Annotated in this window: 14 protein-coding genes and 2 pseudogenes; 5 read left to right on the top strand and 11 right to left on the bottom strand. The window is 61.2% G+C overall.

Annotated features, from left to right (window positions below):
- Positions 1-490: BRO family protein (locus E8F20_RS04650; protein ID WP_280282654.1), on the top strand; the 490-nt coding region annotated here is incomplete at its 5' end.
- Between the two features lie 305 nt (positions 491-795).
- Here E8F20_RS04650 and E8F20_RS04645 read toward each other — a convergent pair.
- Complete coding sequence (locus E8F20_RS04645; protein WP_280282653.1) at positions 796-1704, bottom strand: LysR family transcriptional regulator; 909 nt, start codon at positions 1702-1704, stop codon at positions 796-798.
- Between the two features lie 157 nt (positions 1705-1861).
- Between E8F20_RS04645 and E8F20_RS04640 the strand changes: the two genes are divergently transcribed.
- A complete protein-coding gene (locus E8F20_RS04640; RefSeq protein ID WP_280282656.1) occupies positions 1862-2890 on the top strand; it encodes an AbrB family transcriptional regulator in 1029 nt (342 codons plus the stop codon).
- Positions 2891-2901: 11 nt separating this feature from the next.
- On the opposite strand, the gene E8F20_RS04635 is transcribed toward E8F20_RS04640, so the two are convergent.
- The 4 genes from E8F20_RS04635 to E8F20_RS04620 all read right to left on the bottom strand — a co-directional run bounded on the left by E8F20_RS04635 (position 2902) and on the right by E8F20_RS04620 (position 7814).
- A complete protein-coding gene (locus E8F20_RS04635) occupies positions 2902-3597 on the bottom strand; it encodes a TerC family protein (RefSeq protein WP_280282652.1) in 696 nt (231 codons plus the stop codon).
- Between the two features lie 201 nt (positions 3598-3798).
- Positions 3799-5073, bottom strand: a complete 1275-nt coding sequence (locus tag E8F20_RS04630; RefSeq protein WP_280282651.1) for an OprD family porin — start codon at positions 5071-5073, stop codon at positions 3799-3801.
- Positions 5074-5176: 103 nt separating this feature from the next.
- Complete coding sequence (locus E8F20_RS04625) at positions 5177-6481, bottom strand: citrate:proton symporter (RefSeq protein WP_280282650.1); 1305 nt, start codon at positions 6479-6481, stop codon at positions 5177-5179.
- A gap of 235 nt (positions 6482-6716) precedes the next feature.
- Positions 6717-7814, bottom strand: coding sequence for a 4-oxalomesaconate tautomerase (locus E8F20_RS04620; RefSeq protein ID WP_280282655.1), 1098 nt, complete (start codon positions 7812-7814; stop codon positions 6717-6719).
- A gap of 138 nt (positions 7815-7952) precedes the next feature.
- Between E8F20_RS04620 and E8F20_RS04615 the strand changes: the two genes are divergently transcribed.
- Positions 7953-8846, top strand: coding sequence for a LysR family transcriptional regulator (locus tag E8F20_RS04615; protein WP_280282649.1), 894 nt, complete (start codon positions 7953-7955; stop codon positions 8844-8846).
- Between the two features lie 335 nt (positions 8847-9181).
- Here E8F20_RS04615 and E8F20_RS04610 read toward each other — a convergent pair whose 3' ends face one another.
- From E8F20_RS04610 to E8F20_RS04600, 3 genes are read right to left on the bottom strand one after another with little or no spacing between them, the layout of a single operon-like run.
- On the bottom strand, positions 9182-9685 hold the full coding sequence (locus tag E8F20_RS04610) for an Hsp20/alpha crystallin family protein (protein ID WP_280282648.1): 504 nt from the start codon (positions 9683-9685) through the stop codon (positions 9182-9184).
- A gap of 27 nt (positions 9686-9712) precedes the next feature.
- Positions 9713-10084, bottom strand: coding sequence for an Hsp20/alpha crystallin family protein (locus E8F20_RS04605; protein WP_280282647.1), 372 nt, complete (start codon positions 10082-10084; stop codon positions 9713-9715).
- A 27-nt stretch (positions 10085-10111) separates the two neighbouring features.
- On the bottom strand, positions 10112-10567 hold the full coding sequence (locus E8F20_RS04600; RefSeq protein ID WP_280282646.1) for an Hsp20/alpha crystallin family protein: 456 nt from the start codon (positions 10565-10567) through the stop codon (positions 10112-10114).
- 609 nt (positions 10568-11176) lie between these two features.
- On the opposite strand from E8F20_RS04600, the pseudogene E8F20_RS04595 reads away from it, so the two are divergent.
- Positions 11177-11434 (top strand): annotated as a pseudogene (locus E8F20_RS04595) (methyl-accepting chemotaxis protein); the annotation flags it as partial.
- A gap of 332 nt (positions 11435-11766) precedes the next feature.
- Here E8F20_RS04595 and E8F20_RS04590 read toward each other — a convergent pair.
- Positions 11767-12756: an RnfABCDGE type electron transport complex subunit D gene (locus E8F20_RS04590; protein WP_280282645.1), complete on the bottom strand. Its 990-nt coding sequence runs from the start codon at positions 12754-12756 to the stop codon at positions 11767-11769.
- On the bottom strand, positions 12753-14153 hold the full coding sequence (rsxC, locus tag E8F20_RS04585; RefSeq protein ID WP_280282644.1) for an electron transport complex subunit RsxC: 1401 nt from the start codon (positions 14151-14153) through the stop codon (positions 12753-12755). Before rsxC ends, E8F20_RS04590 begins: the two co-directional genes overlap by 4 nt.
- A gap of 250 nt (positions 14154-14403) precedes the next feature.
- Here rsxC and E8F20_RS04580 point away from each other — a divergent pair.
- Positions 14404-14770 (top strand): annotated as a pseudogene (locus E8F20_RS04580) (transposase); the annotation flags it as partial.
- Here the strand turns inward: E8F20_RS04580 and E8F20_RS04575 are convergent.
- A complete protein-coding gene (locus E8F20_RS04575; RefSeq protein ID WP_280282657.1) occupies positions 14712-14936 on the bottom strand; it encodes a hypothetical protein in 225 nt (74 codons plus the stop codon). The pseudogene E8F20_RS04580 and the gene E8F20_RS04575 overlap by 59 nt on opposite strands.
- Positions 14937-15954: the final 1018 nt, after the last annotated feature.

The following is a 15954-nucleotide window of genomic DNA, read 5'->3' as shown; positions in this document are numbered from 1 at the left end:
TCACCCCGCCCCTCCCGCCAACGCCGAAGTCCTGATGCCCACCCGGTTCGTCCGCCACAAGCGCCAGTTGCGCGCAATGCTGCTGGATGAGGAGCCGTGGTTTGCCGTCAGCGACCTGGCCCGGCTGATCAACCACGCACCGCTGACCGAGCGCGTGCAGCGCAATCTGGACGAAGACCAATTGCAGCGCGCCTGGCTGCGCAATAGCCATGGCAAGTTCGAGCAGGAACTGCTGATCAGCGAGTCCGGCGTCTACGCGGTGCTGATCCTCTACTACCACCCGGAAAATCGCTGCATCCGCCAATGGCTCACCCGCGAGGTGATCCCGCGCCTGCGCGAAGAGGAACGCTTCGACGGCCGCGGCCCCTACCGCGAGCTGATCCAGTGGCAGGACCGCGAAATCGAGGTGCTGCACTGGCAGGGCAAGGCGTGGCTGTACTTTGGTGACTGCCCGAATCTGTTGCAGCGCCAGCCCCTGGTAATCGGTTGACCCACAAACCCTCGTAAATTGATCCGGGTAAAGCGAAGCCCAGCGCTCCTGACGGATCGTTGGGCTTGGTTCCTCACCCCAAGCTGCCTCATGGGCTCGTAGCCCAACCCGAGGGTTTGGCCAATCATCTGAGCCATGCAGCGCATGTCGGTGGAGCCCCTCTATGCCTTTGGCGTTCACAGCGATGCCACTGACCGGGAGCGGCTGCCCTGCCTGTGCCAACCCTCCGGCACGATCCAATGACGACTCCCGGCCCACGCGCACCCGACTTGCTTCGGGCACGGGTAGTCCACCTTCTTACGCGATCACCCATCAAGCTGCAGAAACAGGTTGGCCTGATGAGTCAGCAGAATATCCAGGAGCGTTGCCGTCGCCGGCGACTTGTAACCCTCGGCGCGATAGCTCACCCCGATTACCCGAGTCATGGTGGTTTCCGCCAGAGGGATTTCCCGCAGGTTGCCTTCCGCTTTCCCACCCAACAGGTGTTCGCGAGCAATGAAACTGAGCAAGTCAGTACGGGCAATCAAACGTGGCATCAAGGAAATCGACGAGCTTTCCACCTGCACCATGGGTGTCGGCAGTTGCCGGCTGATGAAGGCATTGTCGATCCACTTGCGCGCACTGGCTGAGAGCGGTGGCAGCACCCAACGGTAACGGCACAGCTCGCGCTGGCTGATCGTCCTGCTGAAAAGCGGATGATCGCGGCGTGCCACAACCACGGCTTGGTCTTCCAGCAGAGCATGGGTTTCCAGCCCCTCTACCTTGTCGACGAAGGGGCTGATGACCAGGTCCAGATTTCCCTGTAACAGCCCTTCGCGAAGCACATCGTCCATCCCGACCGTGAGTGTCAATGTCACATTGGGAACGAGGTTCAGCAGTGTCGCTGTGAGCTGTGGCAGCAGGTATTCGGCCATCGAGACTGCACAGCCCAATCGAATGTTTCCGACCAAACCGTTGGCGAAATCACGCACCTCGCGACGCGTCTCATCAACGCTGTGGCGTAACTGACGGCTTCGCTCCAGGAGCAAATGCCCCGCTGGGGTCAGCTTGATGCGTCGACCATCGCGCTGGAACAGGCTGGCGCCAAGTGATTCCTCCAGGCGTTGAATGCTCTTGGTCAACGCAGGTTGACTGCGGCACAGGCGTTCCGCAGCGCGGCCCAGGTGGCCCAGCTCGGCAATGGTTTCGAAATAGGCAAGGTCGCGCAGATCCATAATTGATAACTCTGAATTATCGGTTCATCACAATTAGAAAATAGACTTGATGAATCGGCGCCAGAATACTGCCCATGCGCGTTGGACACACCCTGCCTCACAGCGCGCATGGAGAATCGCCTTGCCTACCCTTCCCTCTCTAGACTCCATTGCCCTTATGCGGCAGTGGCTGCTTTTGCTCGTTCTCGCGGTAATCGCAGGCCAGGTGCTGCGGCTGATCGGAATGCCGGCGGCTGACTTCCTTGGCGCCATGCTGGTCGCCATTGGACTGGGCGTGCGGGGGGCGCGCATCCGGGTGCCAGCGCTCGCTTTCAAGTTCGGCCAGGGTTGCATCGGCTTGCTGGTGGCTCATTCGCTGAGTGCCGAAGCGCTTGCCAACATTGCTCACGATTGGCCCATCATGCTGCTGGCCACGGCGATAACGGTGGTGATGAGTTTGCTCGTCGCGCTGTTCCTCGTGCGCTACGGTGACCTACCGGGTAGCTCCGCAGCCTGGGGCCTGTCTCCCGGAGCTGCGTCCGCTATGGTGGCCATGGCCGAGGATCACGGCGCAGACTCCCGCGTGGTCGCCACGATGCAGTACGTGAGAGTGGTCTGCGTCGTGCTGATAGGTGCAATCGTCAGCCACGCCCTCGGTAGCGAGATGACGTCTCCCCAAATCCCGGCTGGCGCGGCCTCCCTCGGCTTCGCTGTGCCTGCCAATGGCATCCTCACTATCCTTGTTCTGATCGGCAGTGTGTTGATCGGTGCTCGCTTCCCCGCAGGCGCTCTGCTCGTGCCGCTACTGGCTGGAGCGGCGATGCAGCTGGGGGGGGTGTTCATCATCGACCTGCCACAGTGGCTGTTGTGCCTGGCCTACAGTGCCCTTGGTTGCTATGTGGGATTACGATTCGATCGCGAGACCTTCGACTTCGTCATCCGCCGGCTTCCCGCCATGCTCCTCAGCGCACTTGCCCTGATTGCACTTTGTGCCCTGTCCGCGCATTTCATTGCGAAGTTGCTGGGCAAGGACTTCCTCTCCGTTTATCTCGCCACCAGCCCGGGAGGGCTGGATTCCATGGCAATCATCGCTCTGGATACCCAGGCGGATGTCGGTCTGGTACTGGCCATGCAGACCATGCGTCTGTTTGGCGTCATCCTGGTCGGCCCATTCCTGGCGAGGCAGATCATCCGCCTGTCTCGATGAGCGCACTGTCATCAGCCGTTTGACGAATCAACCACTGCGGCTGCACGTGTGCGCAGCAATAGACCGATGCCCATCACCAGGGCAGCGCCACAAGCTGCAGCCAGGTGCTTCGACCAGACATCGTTCGATACCCAGTTCGCCACGGCGATGTCGGTTACCGCCATGCCCCCGGCAATCCAGCCCAGCAAGCCGCCCCCCAGCAGTACGACCTGCGGGAAACGATCCATCAGCTTGAGCACCAGTTGGCTGCCCCAGACGATGATCGGGATGCTGATCAGCACACCCAGGCTGACCAGGACCAGGTTGCCGCCCGCGGCCCCGGCCACGGCGAGCACGTTGTCCAAACTCATGACAGCGTCGGCGACGATGATGGTCTTGATTGCCGCAAGAAAGCTCGCCCCGGCCTTCACCTCATGGGCGTCCTCCGGTTCAGGCAACAACAACTTGATGCCGATCCACAGCAATAGCGCCGCCCCTACCAGCTTCAGGTACGGCAGGGCCAGCAGTTGCATGGCGAAAAACAGCAATGCGATGCGCAACAGGATCGCTCCAGCCACGCCACCAACTATGGCCTGACGTCGTTGTGCCTCGGGCAGGTGCCGACAGGCCAGTGCGATGACCACGGCGTTATCACCCCCCAACAAGATGTCGATGGCGATAATCTGCATCAGCGCCATCCAGAAAACTGGGTCACTCAGCCACTCCATAAATCCGTGTCTCCGCTATCGATAAAAAACGCCGGGAGCAACGCCCCCGGCCCCGGAACCTCCGCGGGCACGACGGGTAGTCGAGACGGGAGGTCGGAAAGCGTGATTTGAGGAAGAAGGGCCCGCGCGCCTTGTGAGCACGCGGGCGCGGCGCCCGCTCTTCTAAGCGCCACTTCGGGCGGGTAAGCCCGCATTCGGGACCTACCAGAGCGCGATGTCGTAGGTGAAATACAGTCGATTGTTGTCGCGGCCCCGGCTGTAGCTGGAGCGATAGGCGATGTTGCGCAGCTTCACACCCAGCCCCTTGAGAGCCCCCTGCTGCACCACGTAGGCAAGGTCGATATCCCGCTCCCACTCGTGGGCGTTCACTTCGCTGCCACGCAGTTCGGTCGTGCCATCCTGGCCTTTGAAGTAGCGAACGCCAGCAGTCAGTCCGGGCACTCCGATGGCCGCGAAGTCGTAGGCGTAACCGAGCATCCAGGTGCGCTCGTCCTCCTCGACGAACTTGCCAACACCGGCGTTGCTGAAGCTGTACACCGTGGCGCCGTTGACGAAGGGAAGGCCGCCTTCGCCATTCAGTTGCTGGTAGCCGGCGCTGACGGCATGGCCCTTCAGGGTGTAGGTCAGCAGGCCGCTGTACATGTCGTTGTCCAGCTCGCCATTGCGCGCCTCTCCCGCATCCTGGCTGTGGAAGTAGCGCAAGTCGGTGAGCAAGGTGCCTGCACCGAGCGCCAGGCTGTGCACCAAACCGACATAGTGCTGTTGGTAAAACTCCTCCAGCTCGCCGTAGTAGTAACTGAGCGTCAGCGTCTTGCGAGCTTTGTAGTCGGCACCGGCAAACCAGAACCCCTCGCCGTCGTCGCCTGCATAACCGTCGGCAGTGATCGAATGGTTGCCACTGGAATCGCGCGCGCGGAACTCATCGAAATAACCACCGGTGAGGCTGAGGCCGACTATGTCGGTGCTGGTGACCTGGGTGCCTTCGAAGGTCTGCGGCAGCAGGCGCGCATCGTTGCGTACCAGAACCGGCAGCTTGGGCTGATGAGTGCCGTGCTTGAAGGTGGTGTCGGCGAAGCGGGCCTTGGCGGTAAGCCCCAGGTTGGAAAAATCGTCGGCGGCACGGCCGTCGTCGTGCACGGGCAGCAGGTTGGTGCCGGCTCGGCCGCGGCCGGAGTCCAGTTTCACGCCTAGCAATCCCAGCGCGTCGAGGCCAAATCCCACCGGCCCTTCGGTGTAGCCGGATTGAGCATCGAGCAGGAACCCTTGTGCCCATTCCTCACGCTTGGACTGTGCGCTGGCAGCAGCGCGTGCGGACATGCCCGACTCATCCTTGAAGTCGTCATTGAAGTAGATGTTGCGCAGCTGCAATGTCGCCTTGCTTTCATCGATGAACCCTGCGGCCCCGACTGTGGGTGCAATGCAGGCGGCCAGACAGGCCAGGGATGCGCCGGGCAAGTGGCGCGCTAATGCGGACATGTTCTTCACCTCTAAGTTATTCCGGGCGAACCCGGCCCGCAGGCCATTCAGGTGGCCCACAGCAGAAGTAGGTCAGGGAGCGCCCGTGTAACGGGCGGTGAAGTCAGGCGAACAAGCTGATGGCGCCGGTCAGCAGGGCCAGCAGGGTAATGACCAGGGAGGTCAGAATCGCCCACTTATAGGTGAAGCGCTGGAAGTCACCGATATCCCGGTCGACCATGCCCACCAGCAGCAGGGTGGAGGCGACCAGAGGGCTCATCAGGTGCACGGGTTGGCCGAGGATCGAGGCACGGGCGATCTCCACCGGATCGATGCCGTAGGCGGCAGCCGCCTGGGCGAGGATCGGCACCATGCCGAAATAGTAAGCGTCGTTGGAGAGCACGAAGGTCAGCGGCATGCTGGTGATGGCCACCACCAGCGGGAAGAAGCTGCCCCAGGAGTTCGGGATCATCTCTACCAGGGAGTTGGCCAGGGAATCCACCATCTTGGTGCCGGAGAATATGCCGGCGAATACCCCGGCGGCGAACACCAGCAGCACCACGGTCATGGCGTTGCCCGAGTGGGCGAGGATGCGCTCCTTCTGCAGGTCCAGCTGCGGGTAGTTGATCATCAAGGCCACGACGAAGCCGAGCATGAACAACACCGCTGCATTCATCAGCCCTGCCACCAGAGCCACCATCACCGCGATTACCAGCAGCAGGTTCAACCCGATCAGTTTCGGTCGCTTGTGCGGGTTATCGGCCAGGATGGCCTTGATGTAGCAATCGTCACCGCCGGTTTTCAGGTGGGTATTGCCGATTCGCTTCAGCTCCTTGCGCCCGAGAATGTAAGCGGTGAACACCACCCAAAGGGCCCCGCCCGCCATAGTCGGGAGCATCGGAATGAAGTACTCGCTGGCGTCCAGTCCGAGTACGGCGATTGCACGGGTGGCCGGACCGCCCCAGGGGCTCATGCCGCTCATGATGCTCAGCGACAGCATGGATATGCAGGCGAGGATCAGCGGGTTCATACCGATGCGCTTGTACAGCGGCAGCATGGCGGCGACGGTGATCATGTAGGTGGTGGTGCCGTCACCGTCGAGGGCCACCAGCAGCGACAGCACGGCGGTCCCCATGGCGATCTTCACCGGGTTGCCGTTGACGGTCTGCAGGATGCGGCGGATCAGCGGGTCGAACAGCCCGGAGTCGATCATGATGCCGAAGAACAGGATGGCGAAAAGCAAGAGCGCTGCCGAGGGCGCCACCGTTTTCAAGCCGTCGAGCATCATCTTGCCGAGGTCCGGCGCGAAGCCGCCGATCAGAGCGAAGACGATGGGCACCACTGTCAGGGCCACGACCGGGGACAGGCGTTTGGTCATGATCAGATAGGTGAACACGACCACCATGGACAAACCGAGCAGAGAAAGCATGGCGTTGGACTCTTGTAATTATGGGTTCCAGCTCCATCTGGGCGTACGCGCCGCCGCACATGAAGCCGCTAATCGCCAGGGCGTGCAAGCGCCCCGCCCAACCTCACGACGAGCGTAGGCGGACGGTAGCGGCGCAGGGGTGATGCAAGCAGAGTGGTATGAGAAGTTTCATATCGGTTACCCGTCTTGTGATTGTTGTCGGGGGCGTTACGAGACGCGTGTCAGTTGAATGCGTTCAGTGGAGTGCTTCGGGCATGCGGTAGTAGAGGCGGCCATCCATGATTTTGCGGGCGGTCCTTATTAGCGAAACTCGCGCGATGTCCATCGGGTTGCCATTTCGCAACTCAACCCGCAGATCCAGATGACCGGAGGGATGCTCGATTCGGATCGACTCCAGCGTGCCTCCGGCTTCCAGACGGCCGCTTTCCTGAACAATGCGCTGGGCTACGCTGCCGGGGACATTCACGGCCGCTCCGAGGGCAATGGCACCGGTAACCGCCAGTGCCTTGTGGCAGCGCTTCGGCACGAAGTAACGGGCGCAAACCGTTGCGTCACCGTTGACGGCCGGTGACAGCAGAATCGGTTTGGGCAACACGGATTGACTGACATCTCCCATGCCCATGCGGCGACCCGCTTCGCAGCGGATACGCTCCAGGCGCTCCAGCATGGTGCTGTTGGCATCCAGCAGAGCGGGTTCTGCATGCCCATCAACACCGAGGTCGCTGGCGCGAATAATCACCGTGGGAGTTGCGGCATCCAGGCAAGTAACTTCAACACCTTCAATCTGCTCGACGGCTTGGCCAGTAGGCAGCAGCGCACCGGTCTTGGCTCCGGCGACATCAAGGAAGCTCAGGCGGATACCGGCTGCAGAACCGGGTACTCCACTGATACAGGTGTCACCCTCGTATTCCACTCGGCCGCGCGGAGTCGGTACGAAGCATTCGATGATGCGCTGAGTGTTGACGTTGAACACCCGCACCCGGGTCTCCCCGTAGGTAGCCGCGACCAGACTGGTCTCGATCGCGAACGGGCCAACGGCAGAAAGCATGTTGCCGCAGTTGGGAGAGAAATCGACGTGACGCTCGGTTACGTCTACTTGCGCGAAGAGGTAGTCCACGTCCGCATCAGGGCGGCTGGAGCGGCCGACGATGGCCACCTTGCTGGTGAGGGAGTTACCGCCGCCAATGCCATCGACCTGAAGGGGATGGCCGGAACCCATGAGATCGAGCAGTACCTGGGCTCGTGCTTCCTGCGATTCTGGCAGGTCGGTCATGTGAATGAAGGGGCCGCGTGAAGTGCCGCCACGCATAATCATGCAGGGGATGCTGTTCATCATTTTGGTCTAACCCGTGACCGATCCAACGATGGCTACAGCTTGTCAGCGCCCTTTTGATGCTTCAAATGCAAAGATCATGACACACTGATAGAATCCAAGCATTAATGCGCAAATCAACGCCAAGCGAGTACTTTCATGCATCGAATAGAGTTCCTGGACCTCGCAGCCTTTGTGCGAGTTGCTGAATCCCAGTCTTTTCAGGAAGCCGCCCAGGCACTCCATTTGTCACAGCCTGCGCTCTCCCGCCGGCTTCAGAAACTGGAAGAAACCCTTGGCGCCAAACTGCTGGAGCGCACTACCCGACGTACCTGGCTAACCGAAATAGGCAAGGAATACCTGCCCCGCGCCCGGCGCATGCTGGAAGACTACGAGTCTTCCATCCAGGGCATCCGCGAACTCAAGACCCACCAGAAAGGCACGGTCACCATCGCGTGCATTCCGACCGCAGCGTTCTACTTCCTGCCGAGTGTGATTCGAGTCTTCAATGAGGCCTACCCAGGCATCCGTATTCGAATTCTCGACGTCAGCGCCAACGAAGGTCTGGAACGGGTAGTGAGCGGTGACGCCGACTTTGGCATCAACATGATTAGCGCCCAGCATCCGGACGTGAGCTTCACCCCGCTCCTTCGTGACCCCTTCGTGCTTGCCATGCGCAGCGACCATCCCCTCGCGGCGCTGGCTGAAGTGAGTTGGCAAGATCTGCAGGGGGTTCGGCTGATCACCGTGAGCCGGGACAGCGGCAACCGCATGCTGCTCGACAGCGCTCTATCCGGCCACGGAATCCGCCTGAACGGCTTTTACGAAGTGCAGCATCTATCCACCTCGCTTGGCCTGGTCGAATGCGGTCTTGGTGTAGCGATCTTGCCGCGCATGGCAATGCCAGATGCTGAACATGAGAGCCTTTGTTCCCGGGAGCTGCCTCCACCTCACATTGAGCGCACGATCGGCCTGGTGCGCCGAGATGGCGAACACTTGTCGAGCACCGCGGAACTATTCATCGAGATGTTGCTAAAACGATGGCGTGAATAGGTTCTATCAGCCCAGAACAAATGCAGTCCGTTGCCTGCACATCCTGCCGGTACGCGAAGTCGAATCGCTGCGCGCTATGGTTAGCGCGCTGAAACGCCTCACCCCTTCCATATCGATGCCTGGGTGGATGAAACGAGCGCCATCCGCCCTACGTGGCTAGAACCCATTCGATATCGACTCCAGCCAACGACTGCCAGTCGCTACGCCAGCCAGCATCCCGGGGCCGTCTACCTCGCCGGTTGAAGAACGGCCCGCCCGCGAGTTTGCCGCGGGCGGGTAGTCCAGGTCGACGAGGGTTTTCCCTTGCCTGTGACAGACAGGATGAAGTCGCAGTATCACCCCGCGCGAACCTCGATGCGCCTGCCACGCGCGCGCTCTTCCTTGGGCAGTTCGATACGCAGCACGCCGTTGCTGCATCTGGCTTTGGCCTTCTCGGCAATGACCGGAGCGGGAAGCTGGAAGGTGCGCCGGAAACTGCCGAAGGTGCACTGCCGGACGCGATAACGCCCATTGCCCCGCTCCTGCTCGATGCGCTTTTCACCGCGAATGATCAGGGCATCTCCCCGCACTTCCAGATTCAGATCTTCCTTCACCATGCCCGGCACCTCGAGGCGAACGACGACCTGGTCGCCATCCTCGTAAAGATCGCCGGCCAGCAATCCCCAGTTCGAGTCAAGTGCCGGTGACGAGGCAGCATCCTCCGACGAGTTCCTGCTCCGGTTGACGGGCGTGAAGCGCGTCAGCGCCTCGCTGGCACGATCACGAAGCTGGCGCCAGCCCTCACCCAGTGAATGCCAGGTTTCCTCCAGCCCATGCTTGAGCTCAGCTAGTTTATCCATGGGATCGACCTCCGCAGGCTCAGGGGCCTACTCGCTTCTCACGACAATCTTCCGCGGTTGGGCATGTGCATGCTTGGGAATACGCAAATTCAGCACACCGTCCCGCAGCTGAGCGTCGATCTGGGTGGTATCAAGCTCGGAGCTCAAGGTGAAGGCTCGCCGGAATCGCGAGAGCTGGACTTCGGCATAGACGGCCTCCAGCTGTCCGGACATCGCTGGCATGATCTCCCCTTCCAGCACAAGCGTGTCACCTTCCACATTGACCACGAGGCGCTCCTTGGGTACGCCCGGAAGGTCCGCAAACACCTGGATTCCGTTGTCATCTTCGAAGACATCGATACGCGGCAGCAGTGTTTGGGTTTCAGTCTCGCCGCGCACGACCGCTTGCTTGTCGTTCATGGTGATACCTCCTGCAAACCTATGCTGTTACTGAATGGCTATGCGCCTGGGTTGCGCAGCCTCCCGCCGAGGCAGAGAGATGCGCAGAACGCCGTCGCAATAGTGAGCCTCGACCTTGTCGGTATCGACCTCATCGTTGAGGCTCACGGTGCGCTTGAAACGTCCGGAATAACGCTCGTTGGCGTACACGGAACAATTGCTCTCATCCGTGCTGCGCGCGGGTCGGCGCTCGCCGGATATCGATAACAAGCCTCGGTGAATCTGCAGATCGAGGTCGGTCGGATCGACACCAGGAACGAAGGCGTAGACTTCCAGGCTGGACGGCGTGCTTCCCACGTTGATCGCAGGAAAAGCACCGCTGGCCAAGGCACGAATGCTGCCCGGACGCCCGAGACCCGGTCCCAGGACTTGTTGCAGTTCGCGCTGTAGCCTCTCGAACTCGGCAATGGGATCGCTCGACAGATTAAGAAGGGACTCGTACATGACAAACCTCCTCCCGGCTGACGGACATGATCTCGAACAGAAGGCTCGAAGCTCCCGGCTCCGGCCCCTGACGACGGGAAATATGTAAGCGATTTCGAGGTTTTCAAGTCCTGGCTTAAACGAATATGGAATTAGATATTCCCTCTCTTTGCACGTTGAATCTTTGCCCTGGCCCCACTGGATGTAGCCCGGGGAACGACTTAAATCCGGGCTTCTCGAACTCGGCCAGATGCGGCGGTGCAGCCAAACGCGCCTCGCCTTCACTCGTCCGGTCCGGCCCTAAAAGCCGGGCGGGGCGGCAGAGTCTTTGGCAGCTCACCAGCCTGAGGCTGGAGCCTTTGGACAACGGGCTTGAGCTTCTCGGCGATGACCTTGGCAACCGCTTTTCTTGGCTTCGTCCGCAAGCGCCTCACTCACGGCTCAAATGATCGCGGGCGGCGTCCTGACCTTTACTCGACGAAGGCTGATCGAACCCAATCAGGCTTCGTCGCTGAGGTCGAGGCGCAATGCCGTCACTCAGGAATTGAGCGCGGCATCGGCCGTCATCTGCTGGTCACCGGCAGCCGCATGGCGGCGCACTTTGAACCAGGCGGCATACAGCGCCGGGACGAGGAGGCCTCCAGCGAGAACCTGCACCTGCATCGCACGGTGGAGCGCATGTTCGAGATCATCAAGCAGCTCAACCAGCGCAGCCTGGACTACGGCCAGACCATACGCGGCGTGGACCAGGCCTCCAGCGAGATGGGGCAGTCAGTCGACGTCCTGCGCAGCAGCGCGGAGCGAGTGAGGCATACGGCAAACCAACTGCAGCAGCTTGTTGGGCAATTCAACGTGAGCCCGCGGACGAACGAAAACTCAGTTGCATGAAGCAAGCAGCCAAGAAGCGCCACCTTGGTCAGGGCATTGAAACGGAGATGCCCAACCGGGATTCCCCAAGAATTCGGCGTAGTTGGGCAACCGCGGTGTTGCTGACAGGACGTCGGCGAATGAGGCCGGAACCACCGTTTCGGCTTCGAATTAGTCATGCGAATGGAGCGCATGCCGCTATAGGTACCACCCGTACAACATGGCGTTCCCCTCCCCCCTACGCTGGACCTGGGCGGCGCCGGTCAAAAGCCGGCGCTGCCCAGCGCTTTTGTGACCTTGCCCCCGCTATGGCGCGAAGTGGAAGTCATTAGCACCGTTGCTCAGTTCGCGGGCTACTTGCTGCGCTCACCTACGTCGCTGCGCAGGGGCTCGGTGCCGGGTGTTCGCGTGTACCAGGGGCGCTGTATGCGCAGCACCAACTGGTCGATCTGCGGCACCAGCAGGTTGGCCGCCAGCACGGCGAAGCAGAGACCATCGGCATAAAGCCCGAATTCGCGAATCAATTCGGTCAGCACGCCAATGGCTGCGCCGAAGAGGATGCGACCAGCGCGTGTATCGGGGCTGGTGACCGGATCGGTGGCGATAAAAAAGGCGGTGAACAGCAAGCCGCCAAGGCTGAGGCTGTACAGGCTTTCCTGTGGGGTATGGCCGGCTGCCAGGCACAGCAAAACGGTGCTGACGAGCATCGCCAGCGGAATCTCGATTCGGATCACCCGCAGGACAGCCAGTATCAAGCCGCCGGCAACATAGCCGTACCCTGACAGATTGGGGGTGATCGGTGTGAGCTGGTTCCGGGACAGCTGTGTGACGCCGGCGAACGCATCGAGGTTGAGGGGGGGCGCCAGCTGTAACTGCTGCAGAAGAACCGCCTTGGCGTCCAGGCCGAGGGACCAGGGGGCATAGTTCGATGGCGCCGGGTACAACTGTTGGTAGAAGCAGATCGCGATGATCCCCAGGCCAACCATGGCGGGGTTGAGGCGGTTTCGACCAAGGCCTCCACTGCCGTGTTTACACAGTGCGAGAGCGGCAAAACTGGCCAGCGCCATCATCCACAGCGGCACCATCAGCGGCAGTGCCCGAGCCAGTATCAGGCCGAGCACGAGCCAGCTCAGGTCGCTCAACCCTTCGCGTACATTACGTCCGCGCAGGCGCAGCAGGCCGGCTTCGAAGCCCAGGGCAAGCAGCACGCACCAGAAGGTCTGCAACCAGACCACGACGCCGAATTGCCAGGCATACAGGGCGGTGCCCGGCAGCAGACACAAGCTGACCAGCAGCATCACCGTGCGGAGTCGGTGCGGGGTCGGACGGAGTATCAGGCTCATGGACGCAGCTCCGTTTTGCTCTGGCGAAAGCGCTCGCGCAGCGGCAGATGGCTCGGACAGGTGCTGCTGCAGCTGCCGCACTCAATACAGGCTTCGAGTCGCAGATCCTGCAGGCTGGCCTTGTCCTGGCGTTCGGCGGCGGCGTAGAGGTCCAGCGGTCTGAGGGACATCGGGCAGACATCCACGCAGCGTGTGCAGCGGATGCAACTGCCCGCGGGTTGGGCTGCCGGCAGGTAGCGCTCGGCGCCGAATATCAGGCAGCTACTGGTCTTGCTGATGACGGCGGTTGGGGCCGGTAGCGGCTGTCCCATCATCGGGCCGCCGACCTGGGTCAGTTGGCCTTCGGGGCCGGCGCCAGCAATCGCGCGCAGTGCGCTGACCGGGTAACCCACCGGCACCTCGACATTCCCGGGGCGCTCGCAGACTCCGGTCAGCGTCAGCACGCGTGATATCAGCGGCTCGGCGTGAAAGACGGCCCGTCCCAGTGCGTAGAGCGTCGCGACATTCAGCGCCAGTACGCCGATATCGGCGGGCCGGGTCCCTGGCGCCAGGTTGCGACCACTCAGGCTCTTGATCATCAACGGTTGGCCCCCAGCCGGGTAACGCTCCGGTAGCGAACAGATCTCGACCCGGCTGCGCGCCTGGCGAGAGGCGGCACGCAACGCGGCCATCGCCTCGGGTTTGTTGGTTTCGATGCCGAAGCGGGTAAGGGTTATTCCCAGTAGAGCGGCGAGATAATCGGCGGCTTCGATCAGCGCCTCGGCGCGTTCGCGCATGAGACGGTCATCGCAGGTCAGGAAAGGTTCGCATTCGGCACCGTTGATCAGCAGCAGATCGGGGTGCTGGGCGCCGGCCAGCTTGAGGGCGGTCGGGAACCCCGCCCCACCGAGGCCAACTATCCCCATCCGCAATGCTCGTTCGACCAGCGCATCAGGCGTTTGCGGCAACTCCAGCAGCGGGCGCTCCATCCACTCGTCCAGACCATCTGCATTCAGAATGACGGCCATGACCGGCTCGGCCGAGTCGGCGGCAAAGGCAAGGCCAACCTGTTCCACGATGCCGGAGGTGCTGGCATGCACCCACGGGGTGTTGTCATCGCCGATACCGATCACCTCGCCCTTGCGCACATGCTGCCCGGGCTGCACACAAGGCTTGGCGCATCGGCGCCCACGCTCGAGCGGAATTGCCAGCTGTACCTGTCCGACTGCGATCGGGGCAATCGGCGTGGCGTTGGATAACTGCTTATAGCCTCTGAGCTTGATCCCCCCGTGCCAGTTGCGCTGTGAGGGTGAAGCGATGGCCAGCAGGCTGCGCCAAAAGGGCTTCTGTTGCGGTTGACGCTGGCCTTGGACGAGGTGTGGTACGCGCTCGACGCTCTGCATTGATTGGCTAGACATTTTCTGCCCTCCAATTTATTGGACGTAAAACACCCCTGTGCGCCATTGCGCATAAGGGGCTATTGCTTCCGGGGTCTTGAGGGAAAAGCGAGGCGGGGCACTCGATCACTCACGGGACTCAGAGTGTCGAACGGGCGACCTGTTCAGTTTTTAATCAAAAACCTGACAAATGGTAGGTCTATTGCCGACCTGCGATACGACCCACCGGGGCGCTGCGAAGTGTGGCCGGCAGCGGCTGCGGTGTACCCATTCGGGCTATGCCGGAGTAGAAAAACGCGAAGGACATGCAGGGCGCCAGGTCATCTGGCAGGTCGCAGCCCGGCGCAGTACTTACAAGCAGTTGTACGAGTGTACGAGCGCAGCACACTGCAAAAGGCCAGTGCGCACGATCGAGAAGGCCAAGGCACAGTTACGGGCGAAGGTCGAGCATCGTTTCGAGTGATCAAACGCCAGTTCGGCGACATGAAGGTGCGCTTCTGTTCTTGGCCAAGAACACTGCGCATCTGATGACGCTGTTCGCCCGTTCGCACCTGCGGATGGCGCGCCGCCATTCGCTGCCTAATCGTCGGTATCCAGCCCGCCGGCACCGGTCAACGAATGCTCGTAGTGCTCTTTGAATGTCTCGGCCGCCACTATTGCTTTGCACTGGAGTTCCCAGTAGTCGACCCTTACATCGTCATCGCTCAGGTCTGGCCCAGAACTGAGGAAATCCGCAACCGCGTCGAACGCATTCGCTGCGTCGCGCGCGAGCCTGTCGGCTTTCTGCCAATAGGTTTCCGCCATGCTCTGATCCTCCAGGGTAGGGACAAGAGAGTTAGGCACAGCATCACGAAGCACGCCACCTGATCGGCAAGGCGTTTAGCCCTCCAGCATCCGGGCGTGCTCTTCAGCCCAACGGTGAAGAACGTCCTCCGGGACGCAGTGGGGCGCCTCTACGCGCGCTTTCCACTTCTCTGCGAAAGAGATGGCTGAGGCTTGGTCCTTGAACGACACCGCCATTCCGCAGGCTTCCACTTGCCATACATCTCGTCCCTGGTCGTCGAGCCGCTGAACCGCGATGTGCATAGACAACCTCCAAAATGAAAGGCCAATCAGCCTCAAGAGCCAAGCCAAATGGCAGGCAAAAAAAGCCAACCACATGGGTTGACTACTACTTGCAAACTATAAGCACGCTTGAGCACTGACGCACTTTTCTGGGTGTTACAACCTGTGCATACGCACTGCCTCTTGACGCTGCCTCCCGGCGACAGGCGTATGTGGATCGCAGCAAGGCCATCAAGCTCGCGTTATCCAAGCGGTTGGCAGATAGCGAATCTCGCACCGTCCACCGGCGTGAGTGCGTAGAACGCAGAAGTCGAGCGACAGGGCGTCACCGGCTGCATTTGGTTGGTGGATGAACGAAGCGTCATCTACCCTACCCGGCTTCCCTTTGCGCAATCAGCCAAATCCCACAGGCCAACAGCGTTGCCGCTTCCGCGGGCCATCCATAGGCTCTGTCACCGGCGCCTAAGAAACGCCCTAACCAGAGCGGTCTTCCGCACCCGACAGCCATGCGGCTTTTTTGTGCTCGCGGCATAATCGCGCCCGCACAAAACCTCTGCTCTGTCGGGAGTGGACTAATACAAGACCCGAAAGGGAAATATGTCCGGCCCTTCTCTGGTGGGTTTCTTAGCTCCCGACTCCAATCACGCCGTAAGAAGCGACCAGAGGTAATGGATATGCCCGAGTTCCCGCAGTGTCACCCCGCCCCTCCCGCCAACGCCGAAGTCCTGATGCCCACCCGGTTCGTCCGCCACAAGCG

Origin of the sequence: Pseudomonas sp. BN415 (genome assembly GCF_029871195.1) — a bacterium.
Lineage (GTDB): Bacteria > Pseudomonadota > Gammaproteobacteria > Pseudomonadales > Pseudomonadaceae > Metapseudomonas > Metapseudomonas resinovorans.
The sequence above is the reverse complement of the archived record's forward strand: the minus strand, read 5'-3'. Positions and strand labels throughout refer to the sequence as shown.

Excerpts from the sequence above, each read along its gene's own strand:
- E8F20_RS04645 (WP_280282653.1), bottom strand. The coding sequence starts at position 1,704 with ATGGATCTGCGCGACCTTGCCTATTTCGAAACCATTGCCGAGCTGGGC.
- E8F20_RS04640 (WP_280282656.1), top strand. The coding sequence starts at position 1,862 with ATGCGGCAGTGGCTGCTTTTGCTCGTTCTCGCGGTAATCGCAGGCCAG.
- E8F20_RS04635 (WP_280282652.1), bottom strand. The coding sequence starts at position 3,597 with ATGGAGTGGCTGAGTGACCCAGTTTTCTGGATGGCGCTGATGCAGATT.
- E8F20_RS04630 (WP_280282651.1), bottom strand. The coding sequence starts at position 5,073 with ATGTCCGCATTAGCGCGCCACTTGCCCGGCGCATCCCTGGCCTGTCTG.
- E8F20_RS04625 (WP_280282650.1), bottom strand. The coding sequence starts at position 6,481 with ATGCTTTCTCTGCTCGGTTTGTCCATGGTGGTCGTGTTCACCTATCTG.
- E8F20_RS04620 (WP_280282655.1), bottom strand. The coding sequence starts at position 7,814 with ATGAACAGCATCCCCTGCATGATTATGCGTGGCGGCACTTCACGCGGC.
- E8F20_RS04615 (WP_280282649.1), top strand. The coding sequence starts at position 7,953 with ATGCATCGAATAGAGTTCCTGGACCTCGCAGCCTTTGTGCGAGTTGCT.
- E8F20_RS04610 (WP_280282648.1), bottom strand. The coding sequence starts at position 9,685 with ATGGATAAACTAGCTGAGCTCAAGCATGGGCTGGAGGAAACCTGGCAT.
- E8F20_RS04605 (WP_280282647.1), bottom strand. The coding sequence starts at position 10,084 with ATGAACGACAAGCAAGCGGTCGTGCGCGGCGAGACTGAAACCCAAACA.
- E8F20_RS04600 (WP_280282646.1), bottom strand. The coding sequence starts at position 10,567 with ATGTACGAGTCCCTTCTTAATCTGTCGAGCGATCCCATTGCCGAGTTC.
- E8F20_RS04590 (WP_280282645.1), bottom strand. The coding sequence starts at position 12,756 with ATGAGCCTGATACTCCGTCCGACCCCGCACCGACTCCGCACGGTGATG.
- rsxC (WP_280282644.1), bottom strand. The coding sequence starts at position 14,153 with ATGTCTAGCCAATCAATGCAGAGCGTCGAGCGCGTACCACACCTCGTC.
- E8F20_RS04575 (WP_280282657.1), bottom strand. The coding sequence starts at position 14,936 with ATGGCGGAAACCTATTGGCAGAAAGCCGACAGGCTCGCGCGCGACGCA.